The sequence below is a fragment of the Propionicicella superfundia DSM 22317 genome, from assembly GCF_000423465.1.
Taxonomy (GTDB): domain Bacteria; phylum Actinomycetota; class Actinomycetes; order Propionibacteriales; family Propionibacteriaceae; genus Propionicicella; species Propionicicella superfundia.
In genome coordinates this window covers 398,250-416,270 of the sequence record NZ_KE384022.1, presented here as the reverse complement: position 1 = coordinate 416,270, position 18,021 = coordinate 398,250, and the positions used below count along the sequence as shown (strand labels likewise).

Below are 18,021 nucleotides of genomic sequence, written 5' to 3'. Positions count from 1 at the left end.
GATTATCCATCGCCTTGCTTGCGTCCGCGGCGACACCCCCCTATCTTGTACCCCCAGGGGTATGACGGGAGGCTCGATGGTCTGGGGAAAGACGGCCCGGTTGGCGAAGGTGGTCACGCTGCTCGCGGTGGCCCTGGTTCTGACGGCCGCGGGGTGCGCCGGATCCTCGGGCGGTGGTTCGCTCCCGTCGGGAGCGGTGGTCATCGACGTGCGGACGGCGGCCGAGTACGCGTCCGGGCATCTGGAGGGCGCCACGAACATCGACGTCGAGTCGTCCGACTTCGAGGCGAGGATCTCGCAACTCGACAGAGCAGGCACCTACGACGTCTACTGCCGCTCGGGCAATCGCTCGGCCGTGGCCGTGAAGGCCATGCGGAACCTCGGCTTCTCGCAGGTGACCGACGCCGGCGGGATCCAGGATGCGGCGCGGTCGACCGGCCTGGCGGTCGTCACCGGCTGATCCGGCGCTCGTCGAGGCCCGTCGTCAGCGGTCGCGCCGGGCGACTCGGTACTCTGTCCCCGCGGACCCCCCGACGCCGGGGGAGTGCTCGCAGGAGCGAGCCGGTCCGGTCGCGGCGGGAGATGGCATGGGGCGCGAGTCACTGGTCGACAACCTCACCGGCGAACTGCTCGGCGACATCGTCGCCGGCCGGCTCGTCGCGGGCGGGTCTCTGCCGTCGGAGGCAGACCTCGCCGTCCGGTTCGGGGTCAACCGGCTGACGATCCGCGAGGCGGTCCGCAAACTGCAGGCCCAGGGCATCGTCCACACCGTGGCCGGTCGCCGCAGCGAGGTCAATCCCATCTCGCGCTGGACCGACATCGGCGCTGCGCTGCAGGTGGTCGAGGCGCGGATCGGCCCGGCGGAGTCGTCCATCCAGTTGCTCCAGTTGCGACGCATGATCGAGACCGGCGCCTGCGCGCTGGCGGCCACCCGCATGGACCCGGCGGGTCTGCGGCGGCTCGAGGGCGAGGTCGACGGGATGCGTGAGGCGGCTGCGGCCAACGACGTCGCCGCGTACGTCGTCCACGACATCGCCTTCCACGACGTCATCCTCGACTCCTGCGGAAATCAGTTCCTGCGCATCCTTCTCGATCCGCTGCAGGAACTGTTGCGGGAGCGGCGCACCGAGACGTCCAAGGTCCCGGCCGTGCAGCAGCACGCCATCGAGATGCACACGGCCGTGCTCGAGGCCCTCCGCACGCAGGACGCCGAGATCGCCTATGCCGCGATGTCCGCGCACATGGACCAGACCGAGCGCGATCTGATCCACTACGTCCTCTGAGCCCGCCCTCATCGGGATCGCCGCCGCGCCGCCGGACGGTGTCCGGAGCTCGCCCTGCCCGGAAGATTCCTGCCCTGACCTGTTGACGTGGCTTCGCGACGGGCTAAGATCTCGGATATCAGATACCCGATACCTTCATCGTGGAATGGAATGGGTCATGAAGGCGACAGAGCTGTTGAAGGACGTGCCTCCGGAGTCGACCGAGGACTGGGACGGCGACCTCGACACCCCACCGGCACGGATCCTCGTCGCGCTCGACGACGACCCGACCGGGACACAGTCGGTGCGCGACCTGCCCGTCCTCACCTCCTGGGAGGACGCGGATCTCGACTGGGGACTCACGCAGGGCGCACCGGCGGTCTATGTCGTCACCAACACCCGCAGCCTCGCACCGGACCTCGCCGCGGCCCGCGTCCGCGAGGTCGCCGAGCGCACCCTCGCCGTCGCCCGCCGCGCCGGCGTGCAGGTGACGCCGGTCGCGCGCGGCGACAGCACGCTGCGGGGCCACCACCCGCTCGAGACAGACGTCCTCGCACAGGCCCTGACGGACGCCGGGGAAGGCCCGGTCGACCTCGTCGTCCTCGTGCCGGCCTTCCCCGCCGCGGGCCGGATCACGCTCCACGGCGTCCACTACTGCATCACCGGCGACGAGGCCGTTCCGGTGGGCGAGTCCGAGTTCGCCCGGGACGCCACCTTCGGCTACGCGTCGTCCTCCCTGCCGGCCTGGGTCGAGGAGAAGACGGCCGGGCGCGTCCGCGCGGCCGACGTCGTGACGGTGCCGGTCGAGCGGATCCGCACCGCCACCGTCGCCGGGATCGACCGGCTGCTGACCGACCTGCCGGTGGGCTGCGTCGTGACACCCGATGTCGTGACGGAGAACGATCTCAAGGCCGTCGCGCGGGCCGTGCGCGCGGCCGAGCGGGCCGGGCGCCGCGTCGTGTTGCGCGTCGGGCCTCCGTTCGCGCGCGCCTACATCGGCCAGGAGCCGTCCGACCCGCTGTCGGCCGCCGACCTGCCGGTCGCCTCCGACGTGCCGCAGGGCCGGGGCGGCCTCGTCGTCGTCGGCTCCCATGTCGACCGGACGCAGCGGCAGTTGCGCGAACTCCGTGCCCGGCACGCAGACATCCCGGCCTTCGAGGTGGACGTCGCCGTCGTCACCGGTGAGCGGGCCGCCCGTGACGCCCACCTGAGCGCTCTCGTCGACCGGCTGGCGGCGGCACTCGACCAGGGCGACGCGATCCTGCAGACCACGCGCGACCTCGTCCGCGGCGCCGACCCCGACGACAGCCTGCGCATCGCCCGCGAGGTGTCGGCCGCCGTCAGCGAGGTCGTCTCGCGCCTCGTCGCCCGGGCACGCCCGCGGTACGTCATCGCCAAGGGCGGCATCACCTCCAGCGACACCGCGCAGCACGGGCTGGGCATCCGTCGCGCGCGGGTCATCGGCTCGCTGTTCCCCGGCCTGGTCAGCGTCTGGCTGCCCGTCGGGGGGCCCGCCGACGGCATCCCCTACATCGTGTTCGCCGGCAACGTCGGCGACGATCAGTCGCTGGCCGAGGCGGTCGACCGCTTCCGCGCGACCCGCTGAACCGGCGTCCCACCGCAGCAGCACAACGTCACATCGAAGGAGAACGACATGACCGCACCGACCGTCGCCGTGCTGGGCCTCGGCGCCATGGGCCTGCCGATGGCGGCCCGTCTCCACGAGGGCCTTCCGGTTCGCGCGTACGACATCTCCGCCGACCGCCGCGCGCTCGCCGCGCAGGAGGGGATCCCCGTCGCGGAGTCTCCGCAGGACGCCGCCCGCGGCGCCGCCGTCGTGCTGCTCGTCGTCCGCGACGGCGCCCAACTGCAGGACGTGCTGTTCGGCGCGGACGGTATCGTCGGGGTGCTCGATCCCGCGGCGGTCGTGATCCTCACCAGCACCGTCGGCACCGAGGGCGTGACCCCGGTCGCCGCCGCCCTGGCCGACAAGCAGATCGCCCTCGTGGACGCACCATTGTCGGGCGGGCCGGTCCGGGCCCGGAAGGGCGATCTGCTCATCGTCGTCGGCGGCGAGCCCGCCGCCCGCGACAAGGCCGCCCCGGCCCTCGAAAGGCTCGCGTCCACGCTCACCGTCGTCGGCGACAAGCCGGGCGACGGGCAGGCGTTCAAGACCGTCAACCAGTTGCTGTGCGGCGTCCACATCGCCGCCGCGGCCGAGGCGCTGGCGCTGGCCGACGCGATGGGTCTCGATCCGGCGAAGACCCTGGATGCGCTCTGCGCGGGCGCCGCGAACTCGTTCATGCTGGCCGACCGCGGCACGCGGATGCTGGAGGCCTACGACGAGGAGGGCCCGCAGGTGCTCAGCCGCCTCGACATCTTCGTGAAGGACATGGGGATCGTCACAGCCGCCGCCCGTCACGCGCATCTCGCCGCGCCCGTCGCGGCGGCCGCCCAGCAGCTCTATCTGCTCGGCGAGGAGCGTGGCCAGGGCGCCGACGACGACTCCACCGTCATCCGCGTCCTCGCCTCCCGGCCCCGCACGCCGAGATCCTGAGCCGCGCCCCCCGCCACCCGAACACCGACCCGACGACCCGAACGATCCGAACAGCAAAGGAGCACAAGATGTTCGTTCATCTGTCGTACATCATCGATCCCAAGGACAACGCCTACCCGAACGAGCCGGTGGTGTCCGTCGAGCAGGACTCCGTCATCAGCGAGACGGGCAAGCCCTTCAACTCGGCGATCATCCACCTGCCGAACCACTTCGGCACGCACCTGGACGCCCCGCACCACTTCAACCCGGCCGGCATCGACCTGGTCGACCTGCCCGATGAGATCTGGGGGTACGAGGGAGACGAGGTCCTCGTGATCGACCTTCCCGCGAAGGGTGTGCCGACCTCCGTCATCGAGGTGTCCGACGTCGAGCCGTACGCGGAGCAGCTCCAGGGCAAGCGGCTCGTTCTGTTCCGCACGGGCTTCGAGAAGTACAAGTTCACCGACCCGCACACCTACGAGTGGGAGGGCATCTCCTTCCATCCCGACACCTGCCGCTGGCTGATCGAGAACACCGACAAGGTGCAGTGCATCGGCATGGACTGGCTGTCCATCGGGACGCCCGCCAACACCTACGGCAAGGACGCCCACCAGTGGTTGCTGGGCAACCACGTCGACCGCTACATCGTCGGCATCGAGGACATGACCCTGGCGCCGCTGGGCGACAAGCGGATCGAGTTCGTCACCCTCGGCCCGCTGCGGGTCAGGGGCGTCGACAGCGCGCAGGTCAACGTGATGGCCAAGCTCGCCGACTGATCGTCCGCCACCGCGGCACCGGCGGCCGGTCCCTCCCGGGGCCGGCCGTCGGCGTCCCTGCCGGCGCGTCCCGGCCGAGACGACTGCGACGCACGACCCGCGATCCCACCGCGCGGTGTCGCCGCCGTGGACGGCGCGCGGCCCGCTGCGGGGTAGTGTCGCCGTGACGGCGGACGGTCCGGTGATGCGAGGCTCAGGAGGACGCGGGTGGGCACGTACCTCACGACGGAACTGGATGTCCACGTGCTCGCGGAGCGTCTGAAGGACCCGGCCCGGACCGTGCCGGTCGTGGTCGTGACGATCGCGCTGCAGGAGGCCTCGCCGTTCGCCGACATGGGTCGGCTGGAGCGCGGCCTTCCCGCAGGGGTCGATGTCTACGTCGTCCCGACCGGTCCGCTGACCTACGCTCTGGCCGATGCGCTCGGCGGGAAGGAGCGCGGCGTCTTCGGCGGTGCCGGGCGCGTCTACCCGCCCGGCGACCGGTGGCTGATGCGACCGCGGGACGTCCCGCTCCGGCTGTGCGAGATCCGGGACCGCGGGCGCGAGCTCACCGCCGCACTGCTGCGGGATGCCAAGGCGGCGGCACGCAACGACAGCGCGCGGACCGGAGGGCCGGCGGCCGCGGCGGCAGCCGGGCGGAACGGCGACGGCGGGCCCAAGCCCGGCCCGCGCAGGCCCGGGCCGCCTCACGGCGGCGCGGCCGCCCCGGCGGCGTCCGGAATCATCCCGATCGGCGATTCGCCCGCCGCGCAGTCCCTGGCCTCTCATCTGCACGACCCGCACCGGGCACGTCCGATCGTCGTCGTCACGCGCGCCGCCGGGGCGTCGGCGCCCTACGTGGACGTCGCTCACATCCACGCCGAGGTCGGCGACCTGTGCGACGTCGTCGAGATGTCGACGGGGCAGGTGAGCTGGGCCTTCTCGGCCGACATGGAACCGGGGACGCAGGTGTACGGCGGCGCCAGCCGGGTCTACCCCGTGGGGACGGCCTGGGTGAGCGACCCGTCCCGCTCCCCGCTGCGCTTCGCCTACGGCGCCGCGGACGGTCCCCGCGCCACTGAGGAGATCATCGCCGACGCGCTGCGGATGGCACATGCCGCCGGGTACCGGTCGGCGCCGATCGCGCCGGGGACCGTTCCCGCGACGGGCCGGGTCGAGGGCATCGTCGGAAACCGCGGTCTCGTCCGCCTGTCCACCGGGGACGCGGCGGTCGTGGTGCCCGAACTGACGGTCGACGGGGTTCCCGCCGAGCGGCTCGTCGTCAAGGACATGGCCGTCACCGGCGTCCTCGATGCGGCGACCGGACGCCTCGACTGCACCGGCATGGTGCGGCAGGCCGGTGCGGCCCTGGCCGGGTACGCGGCGGGCGATGTCGTGCTGGCCCTGGTGCGGAGCGTCGCGCGTGCCGAGGTCACCCTTTCGCTGTTCCCCGAGGTCGACGTCGCGGTGTCGGGGGACGACGCCGCGATCGGCGGCCGCGAGCTCGATCTGCGCCGGCTCGTGAGCGCGGGCGAGGTCGTGCGGGTGCGGGTCGTGTCGAAGGGAGCCCCCGGCTGGCGGCTCTCGTTGTTCGATCTCGATCCGGACGGCCTGCCCGTCCCGGCCCCCTCCGTGCTCGACGGCGGGCCGCCCTGGCTGGTCCTCCCGTCGGCAGGGGTCGAGCCGGAGCCGGAGCCGGAGCCCGAACCCGTCCATCTGGGCGTGCCCGATGCCGCCGCCGACGACGAGCACGAGGCCGAGTTGTTGTCGGTGACCAGGGAGCGCGATCAGTTGCAGCGGGATCTGGCGCGCGCGAGCCGTGCCATCGAACGCCTCACCGGCGAGGTGGAGGAACTGCGGACGACCCTGCGCACCGCGCTCGGGGAGACGTCGAAGCTGGAGCGCAGGCTGGGCGGCGCGGCCGAGGCGGTGCGGATGATCGAGCAGGAGGCGCACGCCTTCACCGACCCCGCCGCCCAGCTCGTCTTCGACGTCGATCTCGCCTGGGCTCGGCGCTTTCCCGCCGCCGAGAAGGCCCGTCGGCCGCTGGGCCGGTGGGAGGTGGGGCCCGAGTTCCTGCCGACGATGGACCAGGTGCAGGGCGTGGAGCGGAGCAAGGTCGTCGACGTCATCGTCGAGATCGTCACGGGCGTGGTGCACGAACTGTCCGGCCGGGACGTCCACCAGCTCCGCTCCGGCATGGGCGGGGACGACCCGCCGGTGACCCGGCCCGACGGGGCCACCTGCTGGCGGGTCGCGCTGCAGCAGAAGACGCCGTCGGCTCGCCGGCTGCACTTCTGGATGCGCAACGACAACGTCATCGAGTTGTCGTCCATCCGGCTCCACGACGACTTCCGGCCGTGACGTCGCCGACCTGGCAGCCGAGGCCGGTGCGGACGGCCGGACCGCCCCGCCGGAACCCCGCGTTCGACGGCGGGCCGCGCCCCGGTCCGGACCCGCGGCGCCGCCCCGTGCTGCTCGCGTCGCTGTTGGGGGCCTTCGCCGGGTTGGTCTACGTGGCACTCATCGAACCCTCCGGCGTCGTGACCGAGCTCCCGTGGGTGGCGGACGGGTACGCGGTCGCGATGGCGGCCGGGACCCTGCTCGTCGTGACCGCCCCGGCCGGACGCGCGGTGCGGGCCTGGGTGTGGTGGTGGCTGCTGCTGTGCGCGGTCGGGACCGTCGTGCTGTGGCCCGCCGGAGACAGTTCCGAGGTGGTCGTCCTCACCCTCGTCCTGGGTACGTTCGTGTACGGGGCGGTCACCGCACCCGCCGGCATCCTGTACGCGATCCTGCAGGCCGTCCTCCCGCCGCGCCCGGATCGCCGAACGGGCCATGTCCGAGCGGGTTCGGGGCGCCCGGTACCCTGAACCACATGTCGTCCTCCGTCGCCGAACGTCGCGCTCGCTTCCGCAACGGTCTGGCGCCGAAGCGCGATTCGAATGCGTCCTGGTCGCAGCGTGTCTTCGGCAACCCGTGGCTGTGGGCGTGCGTGGGCTCGACGATCGTGTTCGCCGTGCTCCTGTGGGCGATGTGGGACATGTCCTTGCCGAGCGATCCCGCTCAGCGCAACGACCCCACGATCACGGCGATGCTGACCGAGGCGTTGCGGAAGTCGTTCTGGTGGGCGCTCCCGACGCTCGCCGTCTGGATCGTCCTGTTCCGGTTCGTCGACCGGTATCGCCGCGCTCCGTTCGCGCTGTGGTACCTCTCCCTCGGGTGGGGCATCTCCGTGTCGACGTACATCGCCATCCACGTCAACACGTGGGCGGCCGAGCAGATGGCGGTGCAGGGCAACGGCGACCCGGCGACGGCGGCGGGGCCCGCGATCTTCGTCGCACCGTTCGTCGAGGAGTTCACGAAGGCGACCGTTCTCTTCCTGCTCGCGATCCTGGCCCGCAACCGGCTCGTGTCGCGCCTGCAGGTCATCAGCCTCGCCGGGCTGTCGGCGGCGGGCTTCGCGTTCACCGAGAACATCCTGTACTACATGCGTGCGTTCCTGTACGCGACGACCAACGCCGACACCGGCGCCGACGCCGAGGCGGCGACGCTGCAACTGGTGTGGCTGCGCGGCTTCTACACGGCCTTCGGGCATCCGCTCTTCACGATGATGACGGCCGTCGGCCTGGTCTACGGCCTCCGGTCGAAGTCCCGCATCGTCCGGGTCATGGCACCGCTCACCGGGTTCCTGACCGCGGCGCTGCTGCACATGTCGTTCAACGGCACCGTCACCGTCGCCAGCGACGACACCCAGCAGTCGCTGTACCTGTGGGTGGCGTTGCCGCTGGTCCTCGGCGCCGTCGTCACGATCCTCTTCGCCACGCTGGAGCAGGGGCGGCTGATCCGCGCCCGGCTCACCGACTACGTCCGCATGGGCTGGCTGCGGCCGTACGACCCGATCGCGACCGGACGGCTGCGGTCGCGGTTCCGGGCGCAGGTGCTCGCCTGGTGGCGGGACTGGCGCACCGTCGTCGCGACCACCAGGCTGCAGCGGCGGCTCACCGAGTTGGCGTACCTGCGGGACGGCATGACGCGTGGCCTGGTGGACCATCTCGGCGCGGTCCGCGAGGAGGAGCTTCTCTGGGACATCCGCGCCCTGCGGCCGGCGGCGATCGACAACCCGGCCGAGACCCGGTTCGAGTTCCGGTGGTGGACCCGCCGGAAGAAGGCCGAGTTCGAGCCGCCGACCTCCTATCCCGGTCCCGCGGGGCTCGGCGGCAGTTGGCCTGCCCCCGGCGCTGGAGCGACGCCCCCGGCGCCCCCGCCCGCGTTCGCCCCTCCGTCCGGCAGGCCGATCGGATCCTGAGCGGACCTGCTGCTCGCCCTGTCCTGGCGTGATGCGGCTTTTTGTACCGAATGGCGCCAGTGGGAGAGGCCTTCATTGACGGACGCGCCTTTCTGTACCGAATAAGCGCGCTGGGCTGCACTATTCGGTACGAAAACCCGCAGTCCGGGCCCGCTGTCGCGCTGAGTGTCGGCAGAAGGTACAGAAAGTCGCAGTTCACCGGACCCGCTCGCGACGGCAATGGTGTCCTTACCCGCGAGAATCCGAGAACGACGTCCAGGGGCTTGCGTATTGCCGAAACAGGCGACCAAGTCAGTCCCTGGTCGAACACGGACCTGAACCAAGAGGCTCCACTCCGACGAAGAGGCGCCTCCTCCGGGCGTCGGAGCATCTGCGCTAGCTGTACCCGGCCATCAGGTTGGTGACCGTCGGCTGATGGGGGGTTGACCTCCGAGTGCGCTGTGGCGGCGTTCAGTGCTGTCGTGCTCGAGCCAGGGCGCAAGGGCGGCTCGCCGGTCGTCGTTGCTGGTGAAGGCCTGCCGGTAGGCCCACTCGGTGGCGAGAGTGCGGTTGAGTCGTTCGATCTTGCCGTTCTGCCAGGGACAGTGAGGCTTGATGAGCTTTTGCCGGATGCCGTGCCGAGTACATACTGCTCCGAGTGAGTACCGGTAGGCCCAGGCGTTGTCGGTCATGAGTCGGTGGATGCGGGTGATGCCGTGGCTGGCGAAGTAGGCGATCGCGCGGTCTGGGAACGCCACGCAGGTGGTCCCTTTCTCGTCGGGCAGGATCTTTGAGTAGGCCAACCGTGAGTGATCATCAATCAGTGCCACCCATTCGTGTGGGCCAAAACCGCAGACGAAATCCTCAAGAAAGCCAACCGTCAGCAGACTTCAAACACGGGCCACTAGACGGGGTGGTCCTCAGGTGCCCAGCGGTCCGCGAGCTACGCATCTCTCCGAGCTTACGCCGTCTCGCTGGTCGGCACCCCGATCGGTTGTTGAGTATTCGCCGATTCTGACTTACATAGTCAGAAGGCTCTACGTGATCGAGTCACGCGAGATGAGTTGCGGGAGTCTTGACGCCAGTGCTTCCCGTCGCTAATCTCTCGTCATGAATGTGCTCGAGAACCTCATGCCCGGTCTCTTTTCGGACATCGAGGACCCCCAGCTTAGGGACTCCCTGGAGTTCTTTGTTGCGACTCACGTGATCGCCGGATATGTAGGAACGGCGCGAGATGCCTGGTTGGCCAAGTCTTATTTCATGAGGGATATATCTGATGATGAATATGTCGAGGGGTTGTCTCTGAATGCGGACGCTCCGCCTGGGAATAGTCTACGAGCTCAGCTCGAAGAGTTGCTTAGTGAAACCGAGCTCAAGGAGATAAACGCCCAGCGAGGAATCTCTTCGAGAAATTAGGTCACTTTGGTTGTCTGTGCGGGAGGTGAGTAATGCTTCGTTCAATTGATGCTCTCGCTGACCGCGTTTATGGTTTGTTCGCGCTCACGGGGGGCGACCGCGGTCCGAGTCACCCGGCCGCGGTCGCTTCGCGCGAGACCCGGGTCCTTCGGCCGGTGCGGCGGTCAGCACGCAGGTGTTCGGGCCGGGACGAACCGTCCGCCGGTACGGCGACCGGGGACGGACGTCCGCGGATCCCGGTCACTCCTCCAGGGTGGAGAGGTCTCCCTCGGGCTGGCCGAGGGCACGCGCCTTCAGGACGCGTCGCATGATCTTGCCCGAACGGGTCTTCGGCAGTTTCTCGGCGAAGTCGATCCAGTCGGGCTTCGCGATCGGGGACAGGTGCTGCGACACGTGGCGGCGCAACTCCTCGGCCAAGCCCTCGCCGGGCTCGTACCCGAGGCGGAGCACGACGAACACGTGGATCGCGTTGCCCTTGACGTCGTGCGGGAGGCCGATGGCAGCCGCCTCGGCGACCGCGGGGTGCGACACGAGCGCCGACTCGATCTCGGCCGTCCCGAGCCGGTGCCCCGACACCTTGATGACGTCGTCGGTGCGGCCGATGATCCAGAAATACCCGTCGGCGTCCCGGCGGGCGGAGTCTCCGGCGAGGTACTTGCCGGGGTATTTCGACCAGTACTGGCTCACGTACCGCTCGTCGTCCTTGAACAGCGTCCGCATCATCGCCGGCCAGGGGTTCTTCAGGACGAGGAAGCCCTCCTCGCCGTCCGGCACGGGATTGCCTGCGTCATCGAGGATCTCGGCCTCCTGGCCGAAGAACGGCTTTCCGGCCGACCCGGGCTTCTGCGGCTCGCCGGGCACCTGGGTGATCTGGAACATGCCCGTCTCGGTCTGCCACCAGGTGTCGATCACGGGGCACCTCTGTTTGCCGACGACCCGGTGGAACCAGTGCCATGCCTCGGGGTTGATCGGTTCGCCGACCGTGCCGAGCAGCCGCAGCGAACTGAGGTCGTGACGGTTCGGCCACGCCTCGCCGAACCGCATGAGCGAGCGGATGGCGGTCGGCGCCGTGTAGAACGCCGTGATCCCGTAGTACTCGATGAGTTGAAACCAGCGGTTGGGGTAAGGATAGGTCGGGCCGCCCTCGAACATGAAGGTCGTCGCGCCGGTCAGCAGCGGCCCGTACACGAGGTAGGAGTGGCCGGTCACCCAGCCGGGGTCGGCGGTGCACCAGAACCGGTCCTCGGGGCGGATGTCGAAGCAGTACTTGAGCGTGGTGTACGTGCCGACCATGTAGCCGCCGTGGGTGTGCAGGATGGCCTTCGGCTTCCCGGTCGAGCCCGAGGTGTACAGGATGTAGAGGGGATCCTCGGCGTCCATCACCTCGGTCTCGCACCGCCCCTTGGCGATGGGCAGCACGGTCAGGTCGTGGTACCAGTGGTCGCGCAGGGGGTCCATGGCGACGTCCTGACCGGTGCGCTTCACGACGATCACGTTCTCGACCGAGGGCGTGTGCCGGGCGGCGTCGTCGACGATGTCCTTGAGCGGGAAGATGCTCCCGTTCACCCACGATCCGTCGGCGGTGATGACGAGCTTCGACTCGGAGTCGTCGATACGGCTCTGCAACGCATCGGCCGAGAAGCCGGCGAAGATGACCGAATGCACGGCGCCGATCTTCGCGCAGGCCAGCATCGCGAACACGACCTCGGGGATGCGCGGCAGGTAGATGGTGACGCGGTCCCCCTTGCGGACGCCCATCGAGACGATGATGTTGGCCATCTGGTTGACCTGCCGGGCGAGACTGAAGTAGCTGAACGTCCTGTGCTCCGTGCCGTCCTCGCTGAGCCAGATCAGTGCGAGCTTGTTCTTGTTCGGGCCGGCGAGATGACGGTCGATGGCGTTGCGGACGATGTTCGTCTTCCCGCCGACGAACCAGGTGAAGAACGGCGCGTTGGCGTCGTCCAGCACGGTGTCCCAGGGCTCGTACCACTCGAGTTCGGCGGCGCGATCGGCCCAGAATCCCGCTGGATCGGCGGCGGCCGCGCGGCGCAACCCGTCGGGATCGGGGACGTGGGACGACGCACCGATGGCGGGATCGGGGTAGGAGACGTCCCCTTCCAGCTTCGTCATTGAACCTCCTCGGAGAAACTTGGGGATGACCCTACGACCGCGACCGGGCCGGATGGAAGGCCCGGATCCACCGGGAGGCGGGCCTTCGAGTCGCCGGCGCGCATCCGCAGCGACCGCCACGCGGACCAGCCGGGCCAATCACGGGAGGTGCAGGATGGCGCCGGTAGGATCGGCCCGAACGAGCGAGGAGTGTCCGTGGGCACGGGTGAGTTGACATCCGCACTGGAACGGCTGCGCAGCGCGTTGGCGGCGGCGACGCTGCCGCTGCCCCTGCCGGGAGCAGAGAGCCAGAAGGTGGCCGTCCGCACGCTCACCAACCAGCTCGACGACTATCTGCTCCCTCGGCTGGCTCACCTGGACGCCCCGCTGCTGACGGTGGTCGGCGGCTCGACGGGCGCCGGCAAGTCGACCCTGGTGAACAGCCTCGTCGGACGCGTCGTGAGCACGGCAGGTGTGATCCGTCCCACGACGCGGGCGTCGGTCCTCATCCATCACCCGGACGACACCGACTGGTTCGGATCGCAACGGGTGCTGCCCGGGCTCGGGCGATCCTCCGAGCCGTCGCACTACCCGTGGGTCCTGCAACTGGTGCCCGAGCCGTCCCTGCCGCGCGGGCTGGCGCTGCTGGACGCGCCCGACATCGACTCCGTCGTCACCGAGAACCGGGCCCTCGCCGACCAACTGCTCGGAGCGGCCGATCTGTGGCTGTTCGTGACGTCCGCGGCGCGCTACGCCGATGCCGTGCCGTGGCGGTATCTGCGCGAGGCCGCCGACCGCAGCGTCGCACTGGGCGTCGTGGTCGACCGGGTGCCGCCCGCCGCCTGGACCGAGGTGCCCAGCCATCTCGGGCAGCTCATGCTGTCGGGCGGTCTGGGCTCCTCGCCGCTGTTCGCCGTGCCCGAGACGAAGACCGACGCCGAGGGACTGCTGCCCGAGGCCGCCGTCGCGCCGATCCGGGAGTGGCTGGAGGACATGTCGTCCGACCGGCGCACCCGCCACAAGGTCGTGCTGCAGACCCTCGACGGTGCGCTCGTGTCGCTGTGTCGCACCGCGCCCCTGGTGGCGACGGCCGTCGACGAGCAGGCCGCGGCGCTGGCGCAGTTGCGCAGCGACGCCGACGCGTCCTACGCCGAGGCGGCCCGAGCCGTGAGCGTGCAGACGGCCGACGGGACGATGCTGCGCGGCGAGGTGCTGACCCGCTGGCACGACCTGGTCGGCACCGGGGAGTTCTTCCGGGTCGTGGAACGGAAGATCGGCCGGTTCCGGGATCGCATCTGGGGAGCGGTCAAAGGCGAGCCGAAACAGGCCGTCGAGGCGAAGGTGGCCGTCGAGTCGGGGCTGGAGACCCTCATCCGCGCCGAGTCCGACGCCGCCGCCGAACGTGCCGAGTCCGCGTGGCGCGCCCACCCGGCAGGTCGGGAGCTGATCGCGGCGCATCCCGAGCTGGGGGCGTCCTCGTCCGACTTCGCGGCGGTCGCCGCGCGGATCGTGCGGGAGTGGCAGGGCGGCGTGCTCGAGCTCGTGAGCGAGGAGGGCAAGGGAAAGCGCGTACAGGCCCGGTTCCTCGCCCTGGGCGTCAACGGGGTCGGGGTCGCGCTCATGATCCTCGTGTTCTCCCAGACGGGCGGGCTCGTCGGAGCCGAGATCGGCATCGCGGGCGGGACGGCCGTTCTGGCGCAACGGCTGCTCGAGGCCGTCTTCGGCGAGGACGCCGTACGCCGGCTGGCCACGCGGGCGAAGACCGACCTGGACGCGCGGGTCGAGGCCGCGATCGCCAACGAGCTCGTGCGGTACCACCAGGTGCTCGAGGCGACAGGGGTGACGGACACGGCGGCGGAGGAGATCCGGGCCGCGGTGGACCTGGTCGTCCACGCCCGCTCGTCGAGCTGGACGGACGTCACCGGGCAGTTGCCGGCCGGCACCGGACCGGCGGCGCTGCCCGCCCGCCAGGCGCAGGAACCGGCGGAGCTGGGCACCGCCGTGGCGCCGGGGGGTGCCGAGCAGGTGCCCGAGATCGTCGACGCCGAGATCGTCGAGGACCGGCCGTGACGGGGCTGGCCGAACGGGTCGCCGCTCTCGGCGAGGCGGCCCGGCTGTCCGCGGGGCGCGCCGACGACGAGGTCGTGGCTCGCGCCGCGAAGGTCGCCGCGAACGCGTCCTCGCGGCTGGCGTTCTCGGGCGACTGGACGGTCGTGGCGCTCGCCGGGGCGACGGGGTCCGGGAAGTCGAGCCTGTTCAATGCGATCACCGGCACGCAGTACGCGCAGACCGGCGTGCGGCGTCCCACGACGGCACAGACGATGGCGGCGGTGTGGGGGAGCGAGGTGCCGACCGCTCTGCTGGACTGGCTCGCGGTGACCCGGCGGCAACTGATCCCCGCGCCGAAGAGCGACGTCACCAACCTCGTCCTGCTGGATCTGCCCGACCACGACTCGACGGCCGAGGCGCACCGGCTCCAGGTCGATCGTCTCGTCGAGCTCGTCGACATGCTCGTGTGGGTCGTGGATCCGCAGAAGTACGCCGACGCGGCGCTCCACGAGTCGTACCTCATTCCGCTCGCAGGGCACGCCGCCGTGATGATCGTCGCGTTGAACCAGATCGACCGTCTCTCCGACGAGGAGGTGCAGCGGTGCATGGGCGACCTTCGACGGCTGCTCGACGCGGAGGGGCTCGCGGCGTCCGCGACGGTCGCGGTGTCGGCCGAGACGGGACAGGGCGTGCCCGAGCTCGGGCGGCGGATCCTCGCCGCCGTGCGCGAGAAGCAGACGGCGGCGAAGCGACTGGCCGCCGACATCTCGCGCGCCGTGGCAGAGCTCGAACCCCAGCTCGGGACGTCCGATGTGCCCGAACTGGAGCGGAAGGTCGGCCGGAGGCTCACCGACTCCCTTGTGGCGGCCGCAGGCGGTGAGGTCGTCGTGGACGCCGTCGGGCGTGCATGGCGGCTCCGCGGAGCCTATGCGACCGGCTGGCCGATGCTGTCGTGGATCGCGAAGCTGCGCGCCGATCCGCTGCGGCGGCTGCGACTCGGGGAGAAGCGGGCGGAGCTCGACCCCGCGCCGCGGACGTCCCTGCCGGGTGCGGCGCCGGTGCAGACCGCCCAGGTGGACATGGCCGTCCGCGCGCTGGGCGAGCAGGCGGCCACCGGTCTGCCGCGCGGCTGGGCCGACGCCGTCAAGGAGGCCGCCCGCAGCAACAGGGCGTTGCTGCCCGGCAGGCTGGACGCCGCGATCGCGGGGACCGATCTGCAGTTCGAACGCGGACAGTCCTGGTGGACGGTCGTGCGCGTCCTGCAATGGCTGCTCATCGTCGCGGTCGTCGCGGGTCTGGGCTGGCTGGCCGTGGACTTCCTGCTGCTGTACCTGCAGCTTCCTGCTCTCCCGGGCGTGACCTGGTGGGGCTTCCCCGCCCAGACGGTGCTGGCGGTGGGCGGGGCCCTGGCCGGGATCGTCCTGGCGGGGGTGTGCCGGATCGGCGTGGAGCTGGGTGCCCGCCGCAAGCGGGTGCGGGCCCGGACGGCGATCCGCCGATCGGTCGCGACGGTCGCATCCACCGAGATCGTGGCGCCGGTGACCGCCGAGCTCGACCGGTATCAGCGGGCCCGCGACGCGATCCGGAAGGCCCGCTGAGCCGATACCTCTCGCCGAACGCTCCCGAACTGCCGGAAAAGCCCCGAAAAGCGGCAGTTCGGGAGCGCTCGGCGAGGCTCAGTCGTCCGGCGGAGGCTCAGTCCCGGGTCAGGCGGCGGTGCGTGGCGCGGTGCGGGCGCGCCGCGTCGACGCCCAGCCGGGCGACCTTGTTCTCTTCGTAGTCGGCGAAGTTCCCCTCGAACCAGAACCACTTCGCCCCGTCCTCCTCATCGCCCTCCCAGGCGAGGATGTGGGTGGCGACCCGGTCCAGGAACCACCGGTCGTGGGAGATCACGACCGCGCACCCGGGAAACTCGAGGAGGGCGTCCTCCAGCGACTGGAGCGTCTCGACGTCCAGGTCGTTGGTGGGCTCGTCCAGCAGCAGGACGTTGCCGCCCATCTTCAGGGTGAGCGCCAGGTTGAGACGGTTGCGCTCACCGCCCGAGAGCACTCCGGCAGGCTTCTGCTGGTCGGGGCCCTTGAACCCGAACGAGGCCACGTACGCACGTGACGGCATCTCGAAGCTCGCGACCTTGATGTGATCCAGGCCGTCCGACACGACTTCCCAGACGTTCTTGTCGGGGTCGATACCGGCGCGGCTCTGGTCGACATAGGAGAACGTCACGGTGTCACCGACCCGGAGCGTGCCCGAGTCGGGCGACTCCTCGCCGACGATCATCTTGAACAGGGTGGTCTTGCCGACGCCGTTCGGGCCGATCACGCCCACGATCCCCGCGCGCGGGAGAGTGAAGCTGAGATTCTCGATCAGGACGCGGTCGTCGAAGCCCTTCGTGAGCGTGTCGGCTTCGAGGACGACGCTGCCCAGCCGGGGACCGGCCGGGATGTTGATCTCCTCGAAATCGAGCTTGCGGTTGCGCTCGGCCTCGGCGGCCAGCTCCTCGTAGCGGGCGAGCCGGGCGCGGTTCTTCGCCTGCCGGGCCTTCGGGTTGGAACGGACCCATTCGAGTTCGCGTTCGAGGATCTTGGCGCGCTTGGCGTCCTTGCGGCCCTCGACCTGGAGACGTGCCTTCTTCGTGTCGAGGTAGGTCGAGTAGTTGCCCTCGTACGGGTGGAGCTTGCCGCGGTCCACCTCGCAGATCCACTCGGCCACGTTGTCCAGGAAGTACCGATCGTGGGTGACCGCGAGGACGGCTCCGGGGTACGCCTTCAGATGTCCCTCGAGCCAGGCGACCGACTCGGCGTCCAGGTGGTTGGTGGGCTCGTCCAGCAGGAGCAGATCGGGCTGCTGCAACAGCAGCTTGCACAGGGCCACCCGTCGCCGTTCACCGCCCGACAGCACGTCCACCATCGCGTCGCCGGGCGGGCAGCGCAGCGCGTCCATGGCCTGTTCGAGCTGGGAGTCCAGATCCCACGCGTTGCGATGATCGAGCTCGGTCTGCAGTTCGCCCATCTCGGCCAGGAGCGCGTCGTAGTCGGCGTCGGGGTCGCCCAACGCCTCCGACACCTCGTTGAACCGCCGCAGCTTGCCGAGTGTGTCGTGGACGGCCTCCTCGACGTTCTCCAGGACGGTCTTCCCCTCGGTCAGCGGGGGCTCCTGGAGCAGGATGCCGACGGTCTTGTCCTTGGCGAGCGCGGCATCGCCGTTGTCGGGCGTGAGCAGCCCGGCCATGATCTTCAGCAGGGTCGACTTGCCGGCGCCGTTCGGGCCGACCACGCCGATCTTGGCGTCCTCGTAGAACGACAGGGTGACGTTGTCCAGGACCACCTTCTCGCCCAGCTTCTTGCGGACGTTGTGCATGGTGAAGACGAACTCTGGCATGTGTGGTGTGACCTCTGCTTCGCGAATGGGCGGGTACGCCCGCCCATTATGCCAGCGCCGGCCTGACGCGGCGAACGCCCAAGAAGCGCTACGGGTCCCTGAGCGCTCGTGTCGTGGGATCCCGGAACGCGCCTAGCGTGGTAAGGCAGTTCAACAACTCGGCTTCGTCCATGTCGAGGGGACACAGGCGTCACCGAACGCTCCCCTTCCTGCGGAAACTCGCCAGAATTC

General features: G+C 70.2%; 13 protein-coding genes and 1 pseudogene. 11 read left to right on the top strand and 3 right to left on the bottom strand.

The features are described 5' to 3' along the window. The first annotated feature begins 61 nt into the window (after window positions 1–61). The 8 genes from G555_RS0115495 (at window position 62) to G555_RS20555 (ending at window position 8,859) form a co-directional block, all read left to right on the top strand. Complete coding sequence (locus G555_RS0115495) at window positions 62–460, top strand: rhodanese-like domain-containing protein (RefSeq protein WP_084635322.1); 399 nt, start codon at window positions 62–64, stop codon at window positions 458–460. A 127-nt stretch (window positions 461–587) separates the two neighbouring features. Then, complete coding sequence (locus tag G555_RS0115490) at window positions 588–1,283, top strand: FadR/GntR family transcriptional regulator (RefSeq protein ID WP_028709558.1); 696 nt, start codon at window positions 588–590, stop codon at window positions 1,281–1,283. Between the two features lie 157 nt (window positions 1,284–1,440). After that, window positions 1,441–2,868 carry a four-carbon acid sugar kinase family protein gene (locus G555_RS20560; RefSeq protein ID WP_051209410.1) on the top strand — a complete coding sequence of 476 codons (1,428 nt, stop codon included), beginning with the start codon at window positions 1,441–1,443 and terminating at the stop codon, window positions 2,866–2,868. 48 nt (window positions 2,869–2,916) lie between these two features. Continuing rightward, window positions 2,917–3,819, top strand: coding sequence for an NAD(P)-dependent oxidoreductase (locus tag G555_RS0115480; protein ID WP_028709557.1), 903 nt, complete (start codon window positions 2,917–2,919; stop codon window positions 3,817–3,819). A 68-nt stretch (window positions 3,820–3,887) separates the two neighbouring features. After that, window positions 3,888–4,574, top strand: a complete 687-nt coding sequence (locus G555_RS0115475) for a cyclase family protein (RefSeq protein ID WP_028709556.1) — start codon at window positions 3,888–3,890, stop codon at window positions 4,572–4,574. Between the two features lie 207 nt (window positions 4,575–4,781). Then, window positions 4,782–6,917 (top strand): hypothetical protein, encoded by a 2,136-nt coding sequence (locus tag G555_RS0115470; protein ID WP_028709555.1) that lies wholly within the window; start codon window positions 4,782–4,784, stop codon window positions 6,915–6,917. Further along, on the top strand, window positions 6,914–7,423 hold the full coding sequence (locus G555_RS0115465; protein ID WP_028709554.1) for a hypothetical protein: 510 nt from the start codon (window positions 6,914–6,916) through the stop codon (window positions 7,421–7,423). The genes G555_RS0115470 and G555_RS0115465 overlap by 4 nt, the downstream gene beginning before the upstream one ends. A gap of 5 nt (window positions 7,424–7,428) precedes the next feature. Continuing rightward, window positions 7,429–8,859 (top strand): PrsW family intramembrane metalloprotease, encoded by a 1,431-nt coding sequence (locus G555_RS20555; RefSeq protein WP_051209407.1) that lies wholly within the window; start codon window positions 7,429–7,431, stop codon window positions 8,857–8,859. 392 nt (window positions 8,860–9,251) lie between these two features. On the opposite strand, the pseudogene G555_RS20550 reads toward G555_RS20555, so the two are convergent. Continuing rightward, window positions 9,252–9,665 (bottom strand): annotated as a pseudogene (locus G555_RS20550) (integrase core domain-containing protein); the annotation flags it as partial. A gap of 283 nt (window positions 9,666–9,948) precedes the next feature. Between G555_RS20550 and G555_RS22425 the strand changes: the two are divergent. Continuing rightward, the gene (locus tag G555_RS22425) at window positions 9,949–10,254 is read left to right on the top strand and encodes a hypothetical protein (RefSeq protein WP_156887593.1); all 306 of its coding nucleotides are present in this window, start codon (window positions 9,949–9,951) and stop codon (window positions 10,252–10,254) included. Between the two features lie 240 nt (window positions 10,255–10,494). On the opposite strand, the gene acs is transcribed toward G555_RS22425, so the two are convergent. Continuing rightward, window positions 10,495–12,384 (bottom strand): acetate--CoA ligase, encoded by a 1,890-nt coding sequence (acs, locus tag G555_RS0115450; protein ID WP_028709553.1) that lies wholly within the window; start codon window positions 12,382–12,384, stop codon window positions 10,495–10,497. Between the two features lie 195 nt (window positions 12,385–12,579). Between acs and G555_RS0115445 the strand changes: the two genes are divergently transcribed. Both G555_RS0115445 and G555_RS20545 read left to right on the top strand, forming a co-directional pair. Continuing rightward, the gene (locus G555_RS0115445; RefSeq protein WP_028709552.1) at window positions 12,580–14,433 is read left to right on the top strand and encodes a P-loop NTPase family protein; all 1,854 of its coding nucleotides are present in this window, start codon (window positions 12,580–12,582) and stop codon (window positions 14,431–14,433) included. Then, window positions 14,430–16,010, top strand: a complete 1,581-nt coding sequence (locus G555_RS20545) for a GTPase (RefSeq protein ID WP_036923236.1) — start codon at window positions 14,430–14,432, stop codon at window positions 16,008–16,010. Before G555_RS0115445 ends, G555_RS20545 begins: the two co-directional genes overlap by 4 nt. A gap of 97 nt (window positions 16,011–16,107) precedes the next feature. Here G555_RS20545 and ettA read toward each other — a convergent pair whose 3' ends face one another. After that, a complete protein-coding gene (ettA, locus tag G555_RS0115435) occupies window positions 16,108–17,790 on the bottom strand; it encodes an energy-dependent translational throttle protein EttA (RefSeq protein WP_028709551.1) in 1,683 nt (560 codons plus the stop codon). Between the last annotated feature and the right edge of the window lie 231 nt (window positions 17,791–18,021).